Source organism: Deinococcus terrestris (assembly GCF_009377345.1).
Lineage (GTDB): Bacteria > Deinococcota > Deinococci > Deinococcales > Deinococcaceae > Deinococcus > Deinococcus terrestris.
This window is the reverse complement of the sequence record NZ_WBSL01000018.1, coordinates 1-18,128: the sequence shown is the minus strand read 5'-3', so window position 1 is coordinate 18,128 and position 18,128 is coordinate 1. Positions and strand designations below refer to the sequence as shown.

General features: G+C 64.0%; 24 protein-coding genes and 1 pseudogene. 10 read left to right on the top strand and 15 right to left on the bottom strand.

Features of this window, described 5'->3' with window-relative positions; translation table 11 throughout:
- Positions 1 to 17 precede the first annotated feature (17 nt).
- The 8 genes from F8S09_RS16395 to F8S09_RS17795 form a co-directional block, all read right to left on the bottom strand.
- Positions 18 to 944 (bottom strand): tyrosine-type recombinase/integrase, encoded by a 927-nt coding sequence (locus F8S09_RS16395; protein ID WP_152872545.1) that lies wholly within the window; start codon positions 942 to 944, stop codon positions 18 to 20.
- Positions 945 to 1,213: 269 nt separating this feature from the next.
- Positions 1,214 to 1,477 (bottom strand): helix-turn-helix transcriptional regulator, encoded by a 264-nt coding sequence (locus F8S09_RS16390; protein WP_152872544.1) that lies wholly within the window; start codon positions 1,475 to 1,477, stop codon positions 1,214 to 1,216.
- 66 nt (positions 1,478 to 1,543) lie between these two features.
- On the bottom strand, positions 1,544 to 2,047 hold the full coding sequence (locus tag F8S09_RS16385; protein ID WP_152872543.1) for a hypothetical protein: 504 nt from the start codon (positions 2,045 to 2,047) through the stop codon (positions 1,544 to 1,546).
- Positions 2,048 to 2,105: 58 nt separating this feature from the next.
- Positions 2,106 to 2,507 (bottom strand): hypothetical protein, encoded by a 402-nt coding sequence (locus tag F8S09_RS18080; RefSeq protein WP_227978754.1) that lies wholly within the window; start codon positions 2,505 to 2,507, stop codon positions 2,106 to 2,108.
- 54 nt (positions 2,508 to 2,561) lie between these two features.
- Entirely contained in the window at positions 2,562 to 2,786 is a 225-nt protein-coding gene (locus F8S09_RS16375; RefSeq protein WP_152872542.1) for a hypothetical protein, read from the bottom strand.
- Between the two features lie 116 nt (positions 2,787 to 2,902).
- Positions 2,903 to 3,532 carry a hypothetical protein gene (locus F8S09_RS16370; RefSeq protein ID WP_152872541.1) on the bottom strand — a complete coding sequence of 210 codons (630 nt, stop codon included), beginning with the start codon at positions 3,530 to 3,532 and terminating at the stop codon, positions 2,903 to 2,905.
- An 880-nt stretch (positions 3,533 to 4,412) separates the two neighbouring features.
- Positions 4,413 to 4,550 (bottom strand): hypothetical protein, encoded by a 138-nt coding sequence (locus F8S09_RS17800; protein ID WP_194165410.1) that lies wholly within the window; start codon positions 4,548 to 4,550, stop codon positions 4,413 to 4,415.
- A 3-nt stretch (positions 4,551 to 4,553) separates the two neighbouring features.
- The gene (locus F8S09_RS17795) at positions 4,554 to 4,709 is read right to left on the bottom strand and encodes a hypothetical protein (protein WP_194165409.1); all 156 of its coding nucleotides are present in this window, start codon (positions 4,707 to 4,709) and stop codon (positions 4,554 to 4,556) included.
- Between the two features lie 89 nt (positions 4,710 to 4,798).
- On the opposite strand from F8S09_RS17795, the gene F8S09_RS16365 reads away from it, so the two are divergent.
- Entirely contained in the window at positions 4,799 to 6,649 is a 1,851-nt protein-coding gene (locus tag F8S09_RS16365; RefSeq protein WP_322618883.1) for an SARP family transcriptional regulator, read from the top strand.
- A gap of 294 nt (positions 6,650 to 6,943) precedes the next feature.
- Here the strand turns inward: F8S09_RS16365 and F8S09_RS16360 are convergent, their stop codons facing one another.
- On the bottom strand, positions 6,944 to 7,207 hold the full coding sequence (locus F8S09_RS16360; RefSeq protein ID WP_152872540.1) for a cold-shock protein: 264 nt from the start codon (positions 7,205 to 7,207) through the stop codon (positions 6,944 to 6,946).
- 253 nt (positions 7,208 to 7,460) lie between these two features.
- Here F8S09_RS16360 and F8S09_RS16355 point away from each other — a divergent pair, with 253 nt between their 5' ends.
- The 9 genes from F8S09_RS16355 (at position 7,461) to F8S09_RS16315 (ending at position 15,136) form a co-directional block, all read left to right on the top strand.
- Positions 7,461 to 7,721 (top strand): hypothetical protein, encoded by a 261-nt coding sequence (locus tag F8S09_RS16355; protein WP_152872539.1) that lies wholly within the window; start codon positions 7,461 to 7,463, stop codon positions 7,719 to 7,721.
- Between the two features lie 13 nt (positions 7,722 to 7,734).
- Positions 7,735 to 7,956 (top strand): hypothetical protein, encoded by a 222-nt coding sequence (locus F8S09_RS16350; protein WP_152872538.1) that lies wholly within the window; start codon positions 7,735 to 7,737, stop codon positions 7,954 to 7,956.
- A gap of 113 nt (positions 7,957 to 8,069) precedes the next feature.
- Positions 8,070 to 9,326, top strand: a complete 1,257-nt coding sequence (locus F8S09_RS16345) for an alpha/beta hydrolase (protein WP_152872537.1) — start codon at positions 8,070 to 8,072, stop codon at positions 9,324 to 9,326.
- 387 nt (positions 9,327 to 9,713) lie between these two features.
- On the top strand, positions 9,714 to 10,022 hold the full coding sequence (locus F8S09_RS16340; RefSeq protein ID WP_152872536.1) for an IS1/IS1595 family N-terminal zinc-binding domain-containing protein: 309 nt from the start codon (positions 9,714 to 9,716) through the stop codon (positions 10,020 to 10,022).
- Positions 10,023 to 10,294: 272 nt separating this feature from the next.
- Entirely contained in the window at positions 10,295 to 11,080 is a 786-nt protein-coding gene (locus F8S09_RS16335; RefSeq protein ID WP_152872535.1) for an IS5 family transposase, read from the top strand.
- A gap of 27 nt (positions 11,081 to 11,107) precedes the next feature.
- The gene (locus tag F8S09_RS16330; protein WP_152872534.1) at positions 11,108 to 11,287 is read left to right on the top strand and encodes an IS1 family transposase; all 180 of its coding nucleotides are present in this window, start codon (positions 11,108 to 11,110) and stop codon (positions 11,285 to 11,287) included.
- Positions 11,288 to 11,557: 270 nt separating this feature from the next.
- Complete coding sequence (locus F8S09_RS16325; protein ID WP_152872533.1) at positions 11,558 to 12,601, top strand: GGDEF domain-containing protein; 1,044 nt, start codon at positions 11,558 to 11,560, stop codon at positions 12,599 to 12,601.
- A gap of 322 nt (positions 12,602 to 12,923) precedes the next feature.
- On the top strand, positions 12,924 to 14,741 hold the full coding sequence (locus F8S09_RS16320) for a sensor histidine kinase (protein ID WP_152872532.1): 1,818 nt from the start codon (positions 12,924 to 12,926) through the stop codon (positions 14,739 to 14,741).
- Between the two features lie 92 nt (positions 14,742 to 14,833).
- Positions 14,834 to 15,136 (top strand): HNH endonuclease, encoded by a 303-nt coding sequence (locus F8S09_RS16315; RefSeq protein ID WP_152872531.1) that lies wholly within the window; start codon positions 14,834 to 14,836, stop codon positions 15,134 to 15,136.
- Positions 15,137 to 15,197: 61 nt separating this feature from the next.
- Here the strand turns inward: F8S09_RS16315 and F8S09_RS18225 are convergent, their stop codons facing one another.
- The 6 genes and pseudogenes from F8S09_RS18225 to F8S09_RS16290 form a co-directional block, all read right to left on the bottom strand.
- A complete protein-coding gene (locus F8S09_RS18225) occupies positions 15,198 to 15,332 on the bottom strand; it encodes a hypothetical protein (protein WP_265469107.1) in 135 nt (44 codons plus the stop codon).
- Between the two features lie 29 nt (positions 15,333 to 15,361).
- Positions 15,362 to 15,883: a hypothetical protein gene (locus F8S09_RS16310; protein WP_152872530.1), complete on the bottom strand. Its 522-nt coding sequence runs from the start codon at positions 15,881 to 15,883 to the stop codon at positions 15,362 to 15,364.
- A gap of 20 nt (positions 15,884 to 15,903) precedes the next feature.
- A complete protein-coding gene (locus tag F8S09_RS16305; protein WP_152872529.1) occupies positions 15,904 to 16,893 on the bottom strand; it encodes an ATP-binding protein in 990 nt (329 codons plus the stop codon).
- Positions 16,894 to 16,903: 10 nt separating this feature from the next.
- Positions 16,904 to 17,125, bottom strand: coding sequence for a hypothetical protein (locus F8S09_RS16300; RefSeq protein WP_152872528.1), 222 nt, complete (start codon positions 17,123 to 17,125; stop codon positions 16,904 to 16,906).
- A gap of 68 nt (positions 17,126 to 17,193) precedes the next feature.
- Positions 17,194 to 17,676 (bottom strand): phospholipase D-like domain-containing protein, encoded by a 483-nt coding sequence (locus F8S09_RS16295; protein WP_152872527.1) that lies wholly within the window; start codon positions 17,674 to 17,676, stop codon positions 17,194 to 17,196.
- Positions 17,677 to 18,006: 330 nt separating this feature from the next.
- Positions 18,007 to 18,128, bottom strand: a pseudogene (locus F8S09_RS16290) (IS4 family transposase); the annotation flags it as partial.

Genomic DNA, 18,128 nt, shown 5'->3' with positions numbered 1-18,128 from the left:
GACGACTTTCATTTGCACTAGGGTATATCTGGTAAAGCATCTGCTACGGCCCGAAGTCGAGATTGGCTGAGCTTCGTATAGCGCCTCGTCACGTTGCTGTCCTTATGGCCTAGAGCTTCCTGTACTTCCTCCAGAGGCCGCCCTAAGTTCACAAGGTTGGTGGCGAAGGTATGCCGCAGTTTGTGCGGCGTGGCCCGCTGAGCCGGAATGTTCGCCCGCTCGCCTACCCGGTGCATCATGGCCTGCACAGTGCGGACGGGAATGGCTTTTCCCGTCTTCAGATGCACAAATACTAGGGCGCCGTTCCCCTTTACCTCGATGCGCCGCACCTTCAGCCATTGGTACAAGGCCCGTTGCGCTGTAGCGCTTAGCGGGATCAGCCGCTCGACGTTCCCCTTCGCCACCACGCGGATCGCTGTGGGCAAGGGATCACCACTTTGGAATACCACGTTGTTGAGTTTCAGATTCAGGACCTCACTGACTCGCAGGCCGGTGCCGTACAAGAATGCCAGCAGTGCCCAGTCGCGCAAGCCCTTCTGCTCATTAACGTTCTCGCGGGCCTGATGTAGCAGTCGAGAGAGTTCATCCGTGCTCAGGGGCTGCGGCAGCTTCGACGGCAACTTAGGGCTTTTCAGCTCATCTGGGCCACGCTGCATCTCTCGCTTCTCAATCTCAGCCAAGTAGGCCCAGAGCTTTTTCCAACTGGAGAGCAGCCGCCTAGCCCTAGCCGGGGCAGGCTGACACTGCTGCATATAGACGCGCAACTCTCGCGCCCCCACCTGCTCCCAGCTCGTCAGGCACTCGCGCTCGGTCAGCAACCACCTCACCAGCTTCTCGGCATCTGCCCGGTATTGCCGCACAGTAGTCGGACTCAGCGCCTCCTCGTGGCGTAAGTAGCCCTCGAAGGCAGGCAAGGCATCGAACAGAGTCGATTCAGTTCCCATCTCTGCTATTCACCTGCCCCTAGTAGCCCAGTCATTGCCTGGCCCCTTGATTTCGTCTGCTCACTCTTCACCACGCGCCCCCTTCTTTACAGACAGAATAATACACCCCAAATTCGACTTGCGTAAAATAGTAATTTTACGCAAGTGAGGCACGAGGCCCCGGGACGGGGCAGAGGTTGTGCTGGTCGCAGCGGTTCGGGGGTGAACTGCTGCTGCGCTCAGGACTGAGCAGAGGAACTTGCGTAAAACTGCAAAAACTTGCGTAAAACTTATGCGCCCGGCTGAATCACCGCAAGACTCTTCGGGGGAGGGTCCACCGGCCGTTCGACCTGCCAATCCTTGATCTGGGTCACTTCTACCCCCAGGGCGTCCGCGATCCGGTAGGCGAGGCGGATGCCCGGCTCGACCCGGCCCTTGATGTAATTGCCCATTGAACCCCGGGTCAGGCCCACCGCGTCCGCGAGTTCCTGCACCGTCAGGCCGCGCTCCTCGCGCCACTCGGCCAGGGTCTTCACTTCTTTCGCTCGTGCCATATACTTCCCCCTGCTCGCTTTCCCCTGTCTGGGGCGAGTAGGTCCGCCCACTGGGGGCGGGCCTTCTCATTGATCGTACCTGACAGGGGGGACGGCGGCATGGTCGTACAGAGGTAGAGGTCGCGTGTGCTCCAGCCGCGTCTCCTCGACCCATCCCGGGTAAATCGTGAGGGCGGCGCCCACCATCACGGCGTACCTGTGGCGCCTTACGTTCCGGCAGCCCTTCGGCACCACCTCGAATACGGCGCCGTCACTCGGCCGTCCGGGGTGGTGGATGGCCTGCACCCGGCCCTGAACAAAGCACCGACCGTTGGGGCCGTCATGGTGAACGATCAACAGGGTGAGGGGTTGACCCAGGGGCACGCGGGCGGTGATGCCGTCGTACACCGGGTTTGGTTTCCAGCGCGTTTCGTCGAAGAACTCGCGCACGTCGTGGTGGAGACTACGCGCCAGGCTCTCGGCGCTGCCGTACTCGTTTTGGTCAGCTTCGACCTGTGCGACCAGACGGCAGATGTTCGCCAGGATGGCGGCGCGGTACTCCTCGCGGGTCTGGGGGTAGGGATAGGGCACGGCTCGTTCTCCAAGCTGGGGGAAAGGGGCGGCCCCTCAGAGGGCCGCCCTGCTGGGCTCAGTCCTCAAGTTCCCCGGTTTCTCGGCAAAACTGGCGCCAGTTCGCGCGGAACTGCTGACCGTTCTCGCCGTACTCAGTGCCGCACCCCTGGCAGGCCGCGCCCTCCCAGTCGTCAGTGAGTTCGACCACCGCGCCGCAATGGCAACGGATCGCTCCGGCGTCCCGCACGGGCACGCTGAAATCCAGAAGGCCCTCGTCCACCATGCGGCCCGCCTCGACCTCGCGCAGGGCAAATTCGTAATTCTGGCGGGCCTGCTCGTCGTCGGCCCCGAACACCGGCTCCTGGCTGCTTGGGTCAACATCGAACATGAATTCGCAGCCGGGCGTCCTGGTGGAGGTGAAGTGCCGGACGAAGTGGGGGATGGTCTCGGTGCTGGGCTGGCGAATCCATTCGGGCATGGCTGGGCCTCCTGGGCTGGGGAAGGGGTGGCCCCTTGCGGGGCCGGGCTTCGGTCAGGCAGCGGATCGGCGCACCTGGCACCGTGAGCGGGGGTCGTACTCCCCTTTGCCCTGGTGGGAGCGCAGCGCACTCATGTACGCCTGCACGTCGCCGCCGTAGTACCGCTCCACCGTCGCCTGAAACCCCGCGCGCCCGATGGCTTCCATGTGCATGGAGCCGTGCCGCTGGTGGGTCGTCTTGCCGCCGAGGCTCCCGCGCTGAGCTGCTGTTAAGGTCATCTTTTCCACTCCTTTCCCCTGTCTGGGGTAAAAGAAGTGTACTGTAATCATAGTACAGATGCAAGTGGTTTCTCCCGTCTGGGACAAGGAAAGCGGCCCCTCCCGGGGCCGTTCTTTCAGAGGATACCCAACCGCCTGGCTTGTTCCGCGAGGTCGCGCTCGTACCCCCTGAGCCAGTGGGCGTAACACTCGTCGTTCATCTCCCACAGCTTCTCAAACGCCTCCCACGGCTGATCGGTGACGTATCCCTCATGTTGGTGGGGCCTGCCGTCCATCAGGTACACGCGGGCGCGGTGGCCCTCGCCGGGATCGCGGCTGCTGATCTCGTACAGGTCGAAGTTGACGCGCCGGACGCTTCCCAGGTCGGCCACCTTCACCCAGGGGCCGCCCTCCACCAGAACCTCGAAGGCCACTGACTGCACCAGACGGCGGCGCATGGCTTCGCCCTGGTCGTCCAGCATCCCCCGCCCGTCGTTGGTGATCGTGTTGTAGGTGACGCGGTGCAGCGTCGCCAGCAGTTCGTCGCCCGTGTACGTCTTCGGGTCAGCGGTCGCCTGTGCGTACTCGCGGCGCAGCGCCAGGGCGTGCCCGGCGCTCAGGGCGCCCGCCTTCGCATACGACTCGGAATAGGCATGGTGGTTCGCCACGTACAACGCGGGAAACACGTCCTCCTCGACGTTGACCCACTTGCGGGCGATGATTTCGACGGCTTTGAGTTCCTGGGCACAAAGAACAAGTACGGACATTTCGCGCTCCTTTCCCCTGTCTGGGGTAGGAGTATTGTACTATGACTATAGTACAAGGTCAAGCTTGGAATACGTCTGTCACGACAAAACCTGCACACGTCGCCCGGCCTCGCCCACCCTCCCTGACCCTCCTGCCCCCTGGTCCCTCATGGCTGCACGCCCACACCGGGGGGGAGCGGCCCCCCGGTGTGCCGCCCCGGGCGGGCTCGGTGGCCGTCCCCCGGCGCCGCTGAACGCTCAGCCCCTTCTCTTTTCCCCCTGCTGAAGCTTTTTGCGCTGTCAACGGTGCGGCCTCTGGCCGCCCCCCTTGCGGGGTTGCCGTTGACGGCAGAAGGCCGCGTGATCCTTGAGGCCGCAGGCCGGAAAAAATGTTGGGCGCCTTCCCTGACATTTTTTCCGGCTGGTGCCCGTCCGGCGAGGACACCGCTGTTCATCTTTTGAACAGTCGTGCGGCCTGTGGCCGCGCCTCTTGTTGCACCACCACCCTGCCGCTCGACGGCCGACCCGGTGCGAGGGGGGGGTAGCCAAACCGTTGGGAGGGTGGGCAGCGGGCAGAGCAGAGCGGCGCCCGCATCCTTGCCTGCCTGACCGCCGTTAGGTTTGGCTCAGGGGGGTGCTCCCCCCTCCTCAACCACCTCCCCAACGCTGCATGTAAACATGCAAAAATGTTACCATCCTTCGCAAGCAGCCATTAAAAACTGCCCCAGCCGAAGCAGGGGAGCTGAAGGCAGGGAGCAACCGGAAGAGAACTTTGTCTTCGCTCCTCTGCTCCTGATCCGTCATACGTCCCAGTCGAGTAGCGGCGTCAGCAGTTAGAGGAACGTCAGAGCACACCCTTTAAGCTTCGATTCTGATGTCACTCCCAGCATTGCGATTGCCCTTATTCGCCGTAGTCGGTAGACCCGCCGATCATGACCGGCAGGGTTCGGCCCCCCGGCGCGTCCAGACGCTCACCTTGAGGACGCGGCAGTGGGGGCCGGGGCTGAAGGTGCGGGCGAGGGGTTGCCGGACGGGTCACGCTTTACTCCCCGTAGTCCTTGGCGCCGCCGTCGAGGTGGACCGGTCCGGGAGTGGACTCGCCGTAGTCCTTCGCTCCACCGGCACCCGCCAGCGAACCACCCGCCACGAACAGCGCGAGCAGCAGTGCGGCAACTTTGCGGCCAAAAGCAAGGGTCATGTCGGTACTGTAGAGGCCGGAATGTATATGGAAGGAACCGGCGCGTGACAGATGTAGAAGCCCTCTTTGAGGCCGGACAATTTCAAGGCGTGGTCACATACCTGGAGGGCCGTACCGCCTCAGCACGGGATGCCCTGTTGCTGGGCGTCGCTCTGATCCGGGTGGGGCGGCTGGACGATGCCGAGGTGGCCCTGACCCGCGCCGCCATGCAGGGGGACCCCGAAGGACAGGTGGAGCTGGGCAACGTTCTGCGCCTGCTCGGGCGTTTTGGCGAGGCCATCACCCACTTTGAGGGTATCGCCCCTCATCTCTCAGGGGAATTACAACTGCGGGCCTGGCGCTGGTGGGGGGTCGCGGAGTTCAAGGCCGGGCAGACCGAGGGCGGCCTCCGACGGGTCGAGCGGGCCTGGCACGGCTACCTGGCCCTGGGAGACAGCGAGCGCAGTGCCCGCGTGACGATCTCCCTGGCGCAGATGTACCGTGAGCTGGGCAATGACAAACGCGCCAAGACCCTGCTGAGTGAAGCTGTCCACGCGCTCCCCCTGGGTCCCTTCCCCGGCCCGCGTGTGGGTGCCCTGCGGCAACTGCTGGAGATCCACCTGACGCGGGGGGAATTCACTGAGGCCCACGAAGTGCTGGCAGAGGCGAAACGCACCCTGCATGGCACCTACGCCCCCCGGCTGACGGCCCTGCTGCTGACCAGCGAGGCGGAGCTGGCCCGGCTGACCGGCGAAGGGCACATCTATCAGGTGGCCCTGGAGAGCCTGGGTCCACTGGCCGAGCAGCTCGGGGACCATGACCTGCGCCTGTGGACGATCTCCCGCCTCGCCGAGCACCACAGCCTGCACGGGCAGCACGGCCAGGCGGTGGACGTGCTCCTGAGCTACGGCCTGATGCCGGAGGAATGGCCCGCCGAGCTGCTGGCGACGGGTGGCGTGCTCGAACGGCGGCGGGGCGACCTGCTGGCGGCCCAAGCCAGTCTGAGTCAGGCCGCCGCGCTGTTCCGGGCCTCGGGGCGGGTGCCAGAACTCTGCCGCGTACAACTGCACTTCGCCGCCACCTGTCTGCGGTTGGGGGACGATCCGGTCCGGGAGAAGGTCATCCCGGCGCTCACCGAGGCGATCACCCAATTGCTGCGCCTGCGGCAACTGACCGAGTTCAAACCGGACTTCGAGGAACTGAGCGAGCTGCTGCACTACGCGCTGCTGGAGCCGGACACCGCACCCCTGATGGAGCCGCTGCTCGACAAGTTGGCGCACCTGCATCTCCCCGGCATGGCCCACCTGCCCGAGGACGGCGACCTTCAGATTTCGGTCAAAACCCTGGGCCGCATGGCGATCTTCAAGGACCTGCTGGAGGTGCCGTTCTCCCGGACGGGCTGCGTGACCCTGCTGGTCTACCTCGCCCTCCACCCCGGCCGCACACGGGCACAGATGCAATTCGACCTGTGGCCGGACAAGGAACCGGCGACCGGCAGCGCCTATGTCCGCCAGTGCCTCAAGGAACTGCGCGACCGGCTGGGGCATGAACTGATTCGTTCCCAGGGGCCGCATCACGCGCCGCAATATTTCCTGGGCCAGTTGGCTCATGTGGACCTCGACCTCACGCACCTGCTCGAAGCGGTCCAGGGCAAGGAGCTGGCGCGGGCGCTCGCCCTGTACCGGGGAGACTTTCTCCCGGGTGCGGACCCCTGTGAATGGGTGGAGACTCAGCGAGAATCGCTGCTGCTCACCCTGACCCTGGAACTGGGTGTCCAGATGGAGCAGGCGCAGCGGGACGGTGACCACCGGCGGGTGGTGCTGCTGGCGAATCAGTCGCTCCGCATAGACCCGCATGATCTGCCAGTGCTGGAGCAGCGGGTGGCGGCGGCCCGCCTGGTGGCCTCGCCACAGGAAGTGGCGCGGTACACGGCCGAACTCAACCGCTTCAACTACAACTGAATCAAGAGGAGTGGCCCCTGTCTGCTGCCAGGGGCCACCGTTGTTTTTCTGCACGTTAAAGACCGTTCTTCGTCGGCACTCTGACCAGTTCTATGACCATCCGTCCAGCCCTATCTTTAGCTCCTAATCGTTCCAATGCTACGCTGATAGCGGTACATAGACCCTCTTACATAGCCCAGCGCCGGACAAGCTGCTGTCTCTCCATCCTCACGCCGGTCGTAACGGCGGGTGGTCGAGCTTCCAGGCACAACAAAGAGGACCGTTGCCGGTCCTCTAGTCTGCTTCTGCCTAGACTTACCAGCGGTCGTCGCGGCGCACCGGACGGCTGCCGTACTCACTTACCGGGGCGGCCTTCGTGACCACGATGTTCTTGGCCTGCGGGCCCTTGCCACGCTGGCCCGACTCGATGTCGAACTCGACCTCATCGCCCTCGTTGAGCTTCTTGAACCCATTGCTCTGGATCGCGCTGAAGTGCGCGAACACGTCGTCGCTTCCTTCCGTCGCGATGAATCCGAAGCCCTTTTCCGCGTTAAACCACTTCACTCGACCTACAGCCATGTTCCACTCCTCGAATTCCAACCTACGAAACGGCGCACGGTCAATTACCCCGTGCGCCGTTTATTCACTGCGTACTTGGAAAACTACCTCTCCACTATAGGGTGGAGAGGCGCGACCTATAGCGGCCAGGCTTACCAAGTCGGCAGGCCGGGCCCGGCGCCCCCTTGCGGCCCCATCCCGATCCCAACAAGCGGTCAAGGTCGAAAGGTCGGGGGCCGCAGTTGCGAGGCGGCACAACGCCTACGGTGAGGGCATGTTGACCCTTCACGGCCACTACCAAGTCGCGCCCAACAAGCGACTGACGATCCTCGCCGAGGCGGACCAGCAGCCCAAGGGCACCTTGCCGACGGACATCCGGGCCCTGAGTGAGGCGTGTGCCCAGAATGCGGGGCGCTGTGAGGTTCAGGTCATCACCCAGCATGGCCTCATGCAGGGCACATTGACCGAGAAAAAGCCCCGCCAACTCAGTCGGCGGCTGTTCGAGGGCCACCTCGCGTTCCTCCCGCGCACGTGAAGCAGGGGCAGGCATGGACAACATGATTTTCGCGTCCGTTCGTCAAGTGGCTTCTACGTGGTACTACATCACGCTGACGCAGAACCGCGCTCACGATGACGCCGTGGACGTCGGCATGATGCAGGCGGAGCTGTACCTCAGTGACCTCGGGTTGGTGGGCGACGCCGCCCGGCCCTACTTGGAAGGGGCGCGGAAAGCCATCGCCAGCGTCATGCAGGGCAAACTTCAGAATTAGGCCGGGTTCGAGGTGAGAGAGAGGAGGCTGTCCTGTTCCCACCCGGGCTAGCCAACTTCCTCTGCCTAAACGTCCCCTGACGCGTTTCCCCTGGGTCTGGCATCATTCTGGCTATGCGGCGAACCCGCTTTGCCCCGCGGCCTCGCCGCTCACGCTGGCCCCTGGTCCTCCTGGCGCTGAGTCTGACTGGGGTCGCGGTGCTCAGGGTGGGTTGGCACTTCGCCGACGCGCTGGTGTGGGCACCGTCGGTGCGTCGGCGTACTCCGCCCACTCATGTCTTCGGCGTCCAGGGCGATCAACAGACCCCCGACTTGGAGGTGCAGCCCACCGCTCATCCCACCCGGCTGACCCTGACCCGCAACTCGGCCACCATCCGCGCTGGGGTTCTGGGACTGGAGTGGGATGACCCCGCGGGCGTGCGGTATTTCGCCCAGCTCGGCCCCGTGGTGGAGCAGACCCGCCGGACGGTCACCCGCGCCGTGCAGTGGCAGGAGGCGGCGCTCCCGGTGGGTCAGCAGGTGCGGCCCAGCACCGTCGGCCTGGGCACCCCGGCCTCACGGAGATTGAAGTACCAGGACGTGCTGGTGCCCGCCGAGCATGGTGCGATGCCCGCGTGGCTGGTACCTGGGGACGAGGGCGGCGAGGCGGCAGGCACCGACTGGGTGATCGTGACGCACGGGTATAAGGGCCTGCGGCAAGACGCCCTGCGCATCCTCCCCACCTTCGCCCGGCTGGGGATCAGCAGCCTGACCATCACGTACCGCAACGCCCACGGCGCACCCCGTACCCGTCAGGGCGTGTACCGTCTGAGCGCCGAGGAATGGGAGGACCTGGAGGCGGCGGTGCACTACGCCCGCACCCACGGGGCTCGGCGCCTGCTCTTGATGGGTTTTAGCATGGGTGGTGGCATCACGTTGGCCTTCCTGCGGTACAGCACACTGGCCCCGCTGATCAGCGGCGTGATCCTGGATTCTCCGCCGCTGGAGTGGAGGACCTTGATCCGTCACTATGCCCGTCGGTACAGGCTGTTGCCCTTCGCCGGGATGGTGGAGTGGTTGACGGCGTTCAAGAGCGGGCAAGACTTCGACGCCATCGATCACCACAGCGTGATGGAGCAGTTCACCACCCCGATGCTGCTGTTTCACGGCAGCGCGGACCGGACGGTGCCGGTGGCGCATGTGGAGCGCTTGGCTCACGCCCGGCCGGACATCGTGGAGTACCACCGGGTCGAGGGCGCCGAACACGTGCGGCCCTGGAACATCGACCCGGAAGCTTACGAGGCAATGCTGACCCGTTTCGTCCGCCGCGTCTTGCCCGAGGCACCCACCGACCACACCCTGGCGTGGTCAAGCAAGACGGAGGGAACCTGATGGGTTCCCTCCGTCTGAGAGGTGCGGGTGACGGGACTCGAACCCGTCTGGGGCCGACATGGACCCGCTCGCACGTCCGTTTTGAGAAGGTGGACGTCTCCCTCCGAGAAGGCCCCGGGTCATTCCCTGAGACAGGGCTGGCACCGGGCGGCCCGGAACAGGAGAGACACTTTCGCTGGAAGATGCCTTCAACTCCTGGACGAGCGTTGCCCTCTTCGATTCCGTTCGTCACGCGCCGACGCTGAGCTTGATCAAGGCTGGTTGCCAGGCGAAAGGCGGCCCAAAGGCCGCCTTTGATGTTTTTAAGATAGCGTCTTATACACACGAAGTCAAACCCATGCGCCTTGTGGTCGTGGATTTCTGAGCATGACAGGTGTTCAATGAAGCATGAACGATCCGGTCTGTCCGCAGTGCGGGGCCGTGCACATCGTCAAAAACGGCCATGCCCATACGGGCAAGCAACGCTCCCTGTGCCGCGAGTGTGGCTTTCAGTTCACGCTGCACCCGGTCTGGCATCGGGTGTCCGAGGAAACCATCGCCTTGGTGGACCGCTTGCTGACTGAACGGATCCCACACAGAGGGATTTGTCGAGTCACTGGGGTCAGTCGTTCCTGGTTCCGGCTCCACCTCAAAGGGTTGAGCCGAAGCGTTCCACACGACTTTGACCACCCTGAGTCTTCTGCAAAAAAAGCTTGAGCATTCCAGCACCCTTCCCAAGGGTGCTGGAATGCGATGAGTTATGCACGTTCGTGAGAAGCCATCAACGACCGCTCTGGATCTGGCTGGCGATGGACCGACACACCCGACGGATCGTCGGGTGCTTCCTCGGTCCCCGCGACACCCTGGGGGCGTATGGCCTTTGGCATAGCCTGGAAACACTGTACCTGGACGCGGTCTGTCATACAGACCGCCTGGCGGCCTCTAAGAGCCTGTTTGAAAAGGGTCAGGTACTGCGGCAGTTTTGAGGTGTGAAGCGCAAAACATACCCGAGTGACCTGACCCGGAAGCAGTTTGAGCGGCTCGAACTCTTCCTGCCTGCGGGCCGACCCCTGGGTCGGCCCCGTTCGGTGGACCTCTACGAGGTCGTGTGCGCCATCCTGTACGTCCTTCAGAATGGCTGTACCTGGCGAGGGTTGCCTCATGACTTTCCAAAGTGGCAGACGGTCTACGGGTACTTTCGCCGTTTCGAGCACGACGGAACCTGGGCCGCCATCAATCGGGTGCTGGTTCGCAAGACGCGCTGCGCCAGTGGGCGCAGCGCCGAACCCAGTGCCGCCATCCTGGACGCACAATCGGTCCGGTGTAGTCCACAAGCCGGACCAAGAGGGAGAGATGCCGCCAAGCGACTGATCGGACGCAAACGGCATGTGTTGGTTGATGCCTTGGGCCTGCTGCTGTTTGTGCTGGTCACCAGTGCGAACGTCCAGGACCACAACGGCGGACGGTTTGTGCTCAACGCTGCACGGCACCGATTCCCTCGGATCGAACTGGTGTGGGTGGACCGGGGCTATCAGGCAGGTCTGGTGAGGTGGGTCAAAGCCCTCTGTGGTTGGAGAATCGAAGTCGTGCGCCCGGTTCCGGGCGCACGCGGCTTTCAAGTCTTACCCAGACGATGGGTGGTGGAGCGTTCTCTAGCCTGGTTGACCCGTTCCCGTCGGTTGAGCAGAGACTTCGAGGGACGACCTCAGACCACAGAGACTTGGTGCTATCTCGCCAATATTCGCCTCATGCTTCGCCGTCTTGATCCCTGCTGACACCCTTTTCAAACAGGCTCTAAGGGGGTGGTTTTTGGGAAGCTGCACCGCATCGGTGGAACTCAACATGTTGAGCGCTTCAACGCGACCTTGCGCGCTCGCCTCGCCCATCTGGTGCGCCGTTCCTTATCGTTCAGTCGTCGCCAGTCGCATCTTGAAACCGTTCTCTGGCTCTTCATCCATCACTACAACGCGTCATTACCTTGAACCCTCTACCCCCCTGGGGTATCTCCCCCTCTTCTTAAAGCCGCCTTAGTCCAACCGTGCCAGGACCGTCAGTTGCCAGTTTTTACAGTGCTGTTCAACCGTTGCCCTGGCTTAAATTCGCAGAGGCCCGCCGCCTCGCGGTGCTCCGCCCCCGCGTTCCTGCCTGTTGAAAGGGGCTGATTGAACCATCTGCCATGACCCTGAACCCCGACCCCAGACCGCTCCGGTGGGCTGCCTGTTTCTCTCGGGGGCCGAACAGGGCAGGTGCTGATGCGGCGGACGGCCTTCCGACTGCACGAGGTGGACCCGCAGCAACTGGTCTTGTGGGTGCCCCTGTTGGCCGCCCTGGTCGGTGTGGGCCTCCTCACCGGCTTGCGTCTCACCACACCGATGTACCTAACCGTGTTGCTGGGGTTTGTGGTCTTTGGCCTGCTGGCCCTGTTCGGCCCGGCCCGGCTGCGGCCCGTCATGCTGGCCTGCGCACCCCAGACCTACGCGCTGCTCCTCCTCCTGACCTGGGTCAGTGCCCTTTACCTGCTGCCGCTCCACCCCGCCAGCCCGATGGCGCTGCTGGCCTGCGTCCTGCATGTGACCACGCTCTACGTGTTCTTCTTCGCGCAGCGGTCCCCGCGCTCTGCGGCCCGGCATGCGGGCGCGACCCTGGCAGCATTCGCGGTGATGGCCCTGCCCCATACCTGGCAGTCATTCGGCCAGAATGGGGCCTTCGACGGCCTGACCTTGCCTGTCACGCTGCTCTTCGCGCACACGGCACTCATTCTGGTGTTGTGGTCCTTCAGCCAGGCCCGCGACCAGCTTGTTCAGGAACGGGTGGAGTCGAGGGCCATGCGGGAACTGGCTCACCGCGATCCCTTGACCGAGTTGCACAACCGCCGTGCGCTGGAACAGGATCTCCTGCGGACCGTGCAGGAAGAGTGCCAGGAGTGCTTGCTGGCGGTCGTGGACGTGGACGGCCTGAAACAGGTCAATGACCATCTGGGTCACGCCGCCGGGGATGACCTGCTCTGCCGCTTTGCCCGCGGCTTTGTGCGCGGTGTGGGGCCGCAGGGAAAGGTCTACCGCATCAGTGGGGACGAGTTCGCGTTGCTGCTTCAGGGAGGAACGCTGGAGACGCCCCAGCGTGTGGTGGAACAGGTGACCCGCGAACTCCGCGAGGTGTATGCGGCAGCGGGCGCGAGTGTGGGAACCGCACGCTGGCGCCCGGGGGAGACGGCGAGTGCCTGGCTCTCCAGAGCTGACCGGGCGATGTACCGCCACAAACGGCGAACCCACCCGGGGGAACACCCTCCCCCATAGGGCTGATGGACCAGAGACCTGCCCCCGGCGCGTAGACCAGCGTGCGTCCATCACTTCCCTGTCCGAGCACCGGAAGGAGTCACCAGGGTTCTTCCTTCCAGCACGAAGCCTGGCAGCACCGGACGAAATGAGGGGGGCTGAGGAGAGCCGAGTCCAGGTGCGCGAGCATCCTGCCGACGCCTCCAGCGGGTGAGACCGGTGGACCGCGCCGTGGCTGCTAGAAGCTGAGTGGTTGTTTTCAGGCCGCTCCTGGCAGCGCCCCGGGTTGGCCCGTTGCTCCGGGACTGACCGCTATCTTAAGGAGGTGAGTGAAGCATCCGGCATGCCTGCGACTGTGCGCCCCACGCTCAGTGAACGCTTGCAGGCCGTGACCGAGGCCTTGGCGGCCGCCTCCACCCCCGCCGCCGTATTCGGGGTGGTGTTGAATCCCGCCCGGCAAGCCCTGGACGCCCTCGCAGGTACGGTCCTGCTCGTCACAGATGCCGGGGACCGCCTGCAAGTCGCTGCCAGGCAGGGCCACGCGGAGGGCGGGCAGACCGTCTGGCAGGACGGCCCCCTGAACGAGGCCCTGCCTGCCGGGGACGCCCTAGCACGGCGCGAGGCCCTTTTCTTCGAGCACGCGAGCGACCTGAAGCGTACCTATCCCGAGCTGGAAGCCCGGACGGGTGGGGTCGCCGCCGTGGCGAGCGCCGTGCTGCCGATGTTCCTCGACGGGCAGCCTCTGGGCGTCCTGGTGCTGGACTTCCGTGAACCGCACGACTTTCCCGAAGAGGAGCAGCGCTTCCTGCGAATCCTGGCGTCCCAGTCCGCCATCGCCCTGGGACGCGCCCGGCTCACCACGGACCTGGAGGGCCAGGTGGCAGAACGCACCCAGGAACTGGAGGAGGAAAAGGCCGCGCTGGAAGCCTTCGCCCGGTTTACCGAAGAGGCGGCGGACACGACCGATGTGCTGGCCCTCGCACGCCGGGCCGTGAGGGTGCTGCGGGAGTCGCTGGGGGCCACCAGCGCGGCCTATTTCGAGTTGAGTGGGGACCATTGGCAGGCGCAGGTGCTGTCCGACGATTTTCCTCCCGCCGTGGTGGCCCTCTTTCGGAGGGGGATTCCGGCCACCACGCGCAGCTTCCTGAGGCCCGTCGAGGAGAGGCGGGCGGTGTTCATCAACGGCTGGGACGCAGAGGCCGAAGGATTGCCGGGGTCGCACGACTACGGGGCGGTGGCGCGGTATCCCTTCTTCCGGGGGGGGCAACCGTGCGGGATGCTGGGCATGGGCACCATGCACGCGCGGCAGTGGACCCAACGCGAGATGGCCGTCTTTCGGGCCGTGGGCCGCAGTCTGGGTCTGGCGCTGGAACGTGCCGAACAGCTCCGGCAACTGGAGGAGGAACGGCGTAGGCTGGAAGCTGCCAACGAGGAACTGGTGGCGTTTACGTACAGCGTCTCGCATGACCTCCGCACCCCGGTTCGGCACGCCACCAGCTTCGCGGGACTGCTGCGGCAGTCCCTGGGCGAGGGTGTCAACGCGAAGTCCGCCCGCTACCTGACGGTGATCGAGGAGGCCGCCGAGCGGATGAACACCCTCATTGACGGCGTGTTGCAGGTTTCCCGCGCCTCGCGCCTGACGCTGAACCGGGGACCCGTGGACCTGGAGAGCTTGATGGCCGTGATCCGCCGCGAGCTGGAAGTCAGGGCAGCGGGGCGTCAGGTGGTGTGGGAGGTGGGCCCCCTCCCGGTGGTGACCGGGGACGAGGCCACCTTGCGCCTGGTGCTGACCAGCCTGCTGGACAACGCCCTGAAGTTCACCCGGACGCGGGAGGTCGCGCGAATTGAGGTCTGGGCAGAGGAACGTCCAGAGGAGTGGGCGGTATTCGTGCGGGACAACGGGGTGGGGTTTGATCCGAAGTACGCCGACCGGCTGTTCGGCATCTTCCAGCGGCTGCACCGCACCGACGAGTTCGAGGGAGCGGGCGTGGGGCTGGCGAACGTGCGGCGCATCATCGCCAGGCATGGGGGCCGGGTCACGGCCAGCGGGCAGCCCGGGGAAGGGGCCACCTTCGGCTTTACACTGCCCCGGCAGAGAAGCATGGCGGGCAACGGTCAGGAGGCACAGTCAGGAGGCTGGCGCCCTACTGCGCCACCCTGATAACTCCGCCCACCCCCTGACGGAGTGCGGGCAGCAGCACTCAGCTCAAGCGGCACCCGTCCTCAAGACAGAGGCGCGGGTAAGCTGGAGCGATGGGGAAGGTCTACACGCGCGTCTGGGTTCCTGAGCACCGCCGCTCGGTGCGGCTGCCCCGTCAGGTGGCCGCCGAACTCTTGGGGCGCCCGCTCCTCCCTGGCGAGGTCGTCCACCACATTGACGGCGACTCCCTGAACAACGCTCCTGAAAACCTGCTGGTCCTTCCCAGCCAGCGGCACCACGCCTCGCTGGAGCAGTACCTCCGCCGGGCCAGGCGAGGCCAACCCACGTTGTTCCCGTACCTGCTAGAAGCGGCCCGCGACTGGTCAAAGGGCACCCTCTTCCAGCACGTCGGCTGAATCTATCGGCCGCTCAAAAGAAGGCGGCCCACCTTCCGGGGGCCGCTGCCTTGAACGTGCTTCACTCGTCGTCACGGTCGTACCTGGGCATGTACCGCTGGACCTCTCGGTTGTTGCGCTCAGTGGTGTCCATCAGCCACACGGCGGCCTTTGCCACTGCCGAGAGAGCACCTACCACAAACCAAACCACCCGCATCCCCTCACCCCCTCCCTGTTGATCGCCCGTCAATAGAGGCTTTCGCTGACCGCCCTCCAACCTTCCTTCGTCTGCACCATCTCGGCCGTCATGCCCCGGATGCCTTGGATGCTGGAGATGCGCTCAACCCAGTGCGGCGGAACCCCCGGCATAGGTTCGACGACCGGCGTGATGTGCGCCACGAGGGTCTTCAGGCCACCACTGTTCACCTGCCGGTCGGCGAGCGACTTCAGCTTGCCGTAGCTGTACCGAGCGAGGCAGAGCTGGCCGTGCTCGATGTAAGGCTGGGCCTTGGGCCTGGCCTGGAGCGTGAACACGTCGCTGCCTTGCTCGACCTCGACCAGGCCCAAAGCGGCCAGGTCCTCCACGTCCTGCGCGGTCCTGTCGTCCACCGGGGCACGGAAGGGTTCGTCGAGCTTCACGTACTCGGGAACACAAATCGCCTTTGGCTTCCCGCCCATGCGTGCCCTGACGGCCTGGTCGATGTTCGCGTCGTTCGGCTCATCGTTCCCGCAGGCGCTCAGGCTCGCCGCGACCAGGAGGATGGTCATTTTGGAGAGCAGTCCCATGGTCACACCGCCTTGCTGGGGGCTTTCAGTTCGTCCTCGTCGCGGCTGCCCGCTTCTGGAAGGGTTGGGGCTGTGGTTTCCACCGCCTGCACGCGGACCTTGAAGGATTCAAGGGGCGTCGGCGTGCGGCCTCCCTGCACGCCCTGCACCGCCTGCGGCATATCGTACAGGTCATACACCCCGATCTCCCGCACCATCAGCAGCCACCGGAACAGGGGCGTGGGATGGAACAGGGCAGCCAGCGGCCCATTTTGGATGATCGCGGCTGGGTCGTCGCCGTGGGTGGTCGCCACGAACTGCGCCTTGGCACTCAGGCCACGGACGGCCTCGGCCTCCTCCTGCTTTTGTACCTCGTCAATCACGATGATGAGGGCGCTGTTGTTGGCAACGGCCTCCAAGATGACCTCGTGCTGACGGGCCTTGACCGGCACGAAGTAACGGTCCGCCTCCCCGATGCCGGGGTGGGGAATTCGCCCGTCCCCAGCCACCTCGTTCGACGTGTCCACGACGGTGACGTTGGCGTCGTACTTCTCCGCGATGATGCGGGCCACGTCGCGCAGGAGGGTACTCTTCCCCTTCCCGGCGAGTCCGGCGATCAACATGGAGGGGTGTGTGTGCAAGGAGGGGCGCAGCACCTCCGCGAGCCCGCCGAAAAAGCGCGCGATCCTGATGTTGAACCCGTCCGTCCCCTTGCCATCGGCCGAGGGGATGCGGCTGATGCGGTGGCCGGTGCCGTCTATCCCCGCCCGGTTGTCGTCGCGGATTTCATCGAATCGGCTGCGGAAGTCGGTGAGGTGTCCCTGGTCAATCACCAGCTCCGGGTACTTGTGCCATCTGTCGTGGTGCTTGATCTTGAGCGGGAGCCCGAAGCGCATCTTCATCTCTTCCGCCTCGTGGACGACCGGCTGGAGCTTCTTCCGAACATCGGTCGGCAGAATCTTGAGCAGGCGGTCGTAGTCGGCCTGAATGCGGTTCCTCACGTCGTCGTTCACAAAGCAGACCTCAAAGGCGGGGCAGGGGGCTCGGAGCGTCCAACATCTCCTCCAGCAGCTCGTTTGTGCGGCGCTGCTCCTCACGCTGGGTCAGCAGCAGCCGGACGTGAACGGTGTAGGCCATCGACAGGAACACGAGGGCAACGCCCCTCACGTCGTATATGGCAACACTCAGCGTGGCGAGGTTCAGGAGGATGAGGAACACCGTGTAGAGGTTGGTGGGGATAGGCACCCCCCGGCGTCGTTCACGGCTCTCAGCTTGGGTGGGAAGAGGGGCCGCAGCATCCAGAGACTTTCCGCTCATGGCGTCACCTTGGTCAGTCGGTTGAAAGCCTCAACCTGGGTCAGAACGTTGGCCTTTTGAAAGGTAGACTTGAACCAACGAAGAGTTCGGTTAATTTCTTCAGGGGTCATAGAAGCAACTTGGGCGTTGGCAAATCTCCCAAGATACTCGCCCTTCCAACCTTGATTATCCACAATAATGATTCCACTTGTAGACGCAACTTGCGCCTCATACACTGGTACTCCTGCCAGCGCCAGGGAAAGCATGATGCTCTTGGGCTGATAGTTATAGTAGGAGACAGAAAGAATTTTTACGTTCACACTGCGTATGGTGTCAAGTCTTGCTCTCCTTACAGCTTCACCCAGCTCAACATCATAGAGACTGGGGGCGAAAATCAGGACCCGACTTTGCGCCCTTTCAAGGGCAGATATGAGATCGCTGTACGCGGAGGCACCTGCAAAGCCTGACATCGCCAGAGCTACTGTGATTAACCTTTTCATCTGTTATGCCTCGAAACGACATTTCGGCCCTTAATCGCATTCCCCAAGTTGCTTGCCGCACCGCCCAAGACGTTGGTGATAAAGGCAGATATTGCGAACAGAGCCACAATAGAAAATACATAATACGCTATGCCGAAGTAGACTTGGATAACAAGAGAACCGATAGTATCAATTAAGTTACCGACTGTTTGCTTAAATATCTCAAGCGTAGAATTCAAACTGGAATTCAGGGTCTTCCAGACTGTCTTGACGATTCCCTTGCCCGATTCGGACAGGCAGGAAGTGGTCGGGTCGGCCTCCTGCTTGGCCTTGCACTCGCGGGTGACCTCTCTAGGGGTCAAAAGCGGCGAGGAAGTCTGGGAAGGCTCGTCCAGCGCCATGTTGAGGCTTGCTGAGCACGGCACGAAGGGTATCCAGGCCACGCCTGAAGAGGCTTTTTGGCGGGTAGCCGT

Coding starts and splice junctions, on each gene's coding strand:
- F8S09_RS16395 (WP_152872545.1), bottom strand. CDS start 944: ATGGGAACTGAATCGACTCTGTTCGATGCCTTGCCTGCCTTCGAGGGC.
- F8S09_RS16390 (WP_152872544.1), bottom strand. CDS start 1,477: ATGGCACGAGCGAAAGAAGTGAAGACCCTGGCCGAGTGGCGCGAGGAG.
- F8S09_RS18080 (WP_227978754.1), bottom strand. CDS start 2,507: ATGCCCGAATGGATTCGCCAGCCCAGCACCGAGACCATCCCCCACTTC.
- F8S09_RS16375 (WP_152872542.1), bottom strand. CDS start 2,786: ATGACCTTAACAGCAGCTCAGCGCGGGAGCCTCGGCGGCAAGACGACC.
- F8S09_RS16370 (WP_152872541.1), bottom strand. CDS start 3,532: ATGTCCGTACTTGTTCTTTGTGCCCAGGAACTCAAAGCCGTCGAAATC.
- F8S09_RS17795 (WP_194165409.1), bottom strand. CDS start 4,709: ATGACCCTTGCTTTTGGCCGCAAAGTTGCCGCACTGCTGCTCGCGCTG.
- F8S09_RS16360 (WP_152872540.1), bottom strand. CDS start 7,207: ATGGCTGTAGGTCGAGTGAAGTGGTTTAACGCGGAAAAGGGCTTCGGA.
- F8S09_RS16355 (WP_152872539.1), top strand. CDS start 7,461: ATGTTGACCCTTCACGGCCACTACCAAGTCGCGCCCAACAAGCGACTG.
- F8S09_RS16350 (WP_152872538.1), top strand. CDS start 7,735: ATGGACAACATGATTTTCGCGTCCGTTCGTCAAGTGGCTTCTACGTGG.
- F8S09_RS16345 (WP_152872537.1), top strand. CDS start 8,070: ATGCGGCGAACCCGCTTTGCCCCGCGGCCTCGCCGCTCACGCTGGCCC.
- F8S09_RS16340 (WP_152872536.1), top strand. CDS start 9,714: ATGAACGATCCGGTCTGTCCGCAGTGCGGGGCCGTGCACATCGTCAAA.
- F8S09_RS16325 (WP_152872533.1), top strand. CDS start 11,558: ATGCGGCGGACGGCCTTCCGACTGCACGAGGTGGACCCGCAGCAACTG.
- F8S09_RS16320 (WP_152872532.1), top strand. CDS start 12,924: ATGCCTGCGACTGTGCGCCCCACGCTCAGTGAACGCTTGCAGGCCGTG.
- F8S09_RS16315 (WP_152872531.1), top strand. CDS start 14,834: ATGGGGAAGGTCTACACGCGCGTCTGGGTTCCTGAGCACCGCCGCTCG.
- F8S09_RS18225 (WP_265469107.1), bottom strand. CDS start 15,332: ATGCGGGTGGTTTGGTTTGTGGTAGGTGCTCTCTCGGCAGTGGCAAAG.
- F8S09_RS16310 (WP_152872530.1), bottom strand. CDS start 15,883: ATGACCATCCTCCTGGTCGCGGCGAGCCTGAGCGCCTGCGGGAACGAT.
- F8S09_RS16295 (WP_152872527.1), bottom strand. CDS start 17,676: ATGAAAAGGTTAATCACAGTAGCTCTGGCGATGTCAGGCTTTGCAGGT.